The organism is Staphylococcus pettenkoferi, assembly GCF_002902685.1.
GTDB classification, from domain to species: Bacteria; Bacillota; Bacilli; order Staphylococcales; family Staphylococcaceae; genus Staphylococcus; species Staphylococcus pettenkoferi.
Map to the genome: position 1 here is coordinate 1 of NZ_PPRN01000120.1, position 1,389 is coordinate 1,389.

Annotated in this window: 2 protein-coding genes; both read left to right on the forward strand. The window is 24.6% G+C overall.

Translation table 11 applies throughout. From position 1 onward, the window contains the following. Positions 1–301 precede the first annotated feature (301 nt). Complete coding sequence (locus CD126_RS11965; protein WP_260979559.1) at positions 302–937, forward strand: DUF443 family protein; 636 nt, start codon at positions 302–304, stop codon at positions 935–937. Between the two features lie 125 nt (positions 938–1,062). Further along, the coding region (locus CD126_RS12535; RefSeq protein ID WP_421673277.1) for a DUF443 family protein at positions 1,063–1,389 on the forward strand (327 nt) is incomplete at its 3' end.

Sequence of the window (1,389 nt, forward strand, 5' to 3'; positions counted from 1 at the left end):
AGATGTGTATAAGAGACAGATATAATACTGATATTTTCCATAATAATCTTATCTATTGGGATAATAACATTAAAGATTTCTAGTGTTATATTTATATTAGGCATAATGATGTTCACGATAATATTATCATCTCAAAATGTATATATTTACGATAAAATAAATACTAAAGGGAAAATTGGCGGAGTGAGGTGGAAAAAATAGAAATCCAATAATTAACTTCTCAATTAAATAATAACTCTTTAGAAGATTATAGCGAAGATTAGGGAAGTGATTTATCATCGACAAGATTACGATAGATACTATTGATAAGAATAGCAAGTACAAAATAGTGCATTATAATGATGAACATTTCATAATTGATAGCAATAGAAATATAATTACTTATGTATTTCCTCTATTTAATTATTTTAATAAACAAAAATTAATAAAAATTAGCGAAGAAGAAATGTATAATATTAGAAGACCATATATTATTGATAAACAAAAAGAAAAAAGTAGTGGAATATTGAGTGCATGTATAGCTACAAGTTTGTTTATTGGATTTATAGGAAGACCTTTTATAGATTACATGGATTTTAAAACTAATGTAGTATTAAATATTTTACTACTAGTAATAATATTATTTCCTTTAATAATTTTAAAAGGAGTCATAAATCTACGAAATAGAGAAAAAATAAACATTAGTCAAGATAGATATATAGGAAAAGCGTTAGTTTTACCTAATACAAAAGAAATGCTCAAAAATATATTAATAAATACTTTACTAACCCTTTTTGTTATAGCTGTATCTTTAGGAACAATAAAACTAAAAGAATCAAGTATAATATATATTTTAGTGATTATGGTGGCTTTCTCTTTGATTCTATTTCAAAATAGATTGTTATATAACAAAACTACAATTGAAGGAAAGATTAGCAAGATTAAATTAAAAAAGTAGATGGAAGTGTGTACTGACTGTTAGGTGAAAGACTGATATTTAAAGATTGGGCTAGTAATTTTATTTCATAGAAAATTTTAACTAAAGGAGGTCGATAAGTCATCGATAAAGTAATAATTAATCCAATTGAAAAAAATAGTAAGTATAAATTAATAGAGTTACATAACCGCTACTTCATAATTGATTTAAATAGAAATAAACTGACTTTCCTATTTCCTTTATTGAATTATTTTACCAGACAAAAATTAATAGAAATCAATGAGGATGAACTACAAAATATTGAGAAGTCTACTTTAAGTAAAGAAAGAGTAAAAAAAGGTGAAGCCTTCGGTAGATTAGGGGGGAGGATAGGGATTTCATTATCTATTGTAGCTAAACCAATATTAGATTATTTGGATATTCCTACGAAGCACTATATGAATATAGTATTTGTTTTATTGACTATATTATTC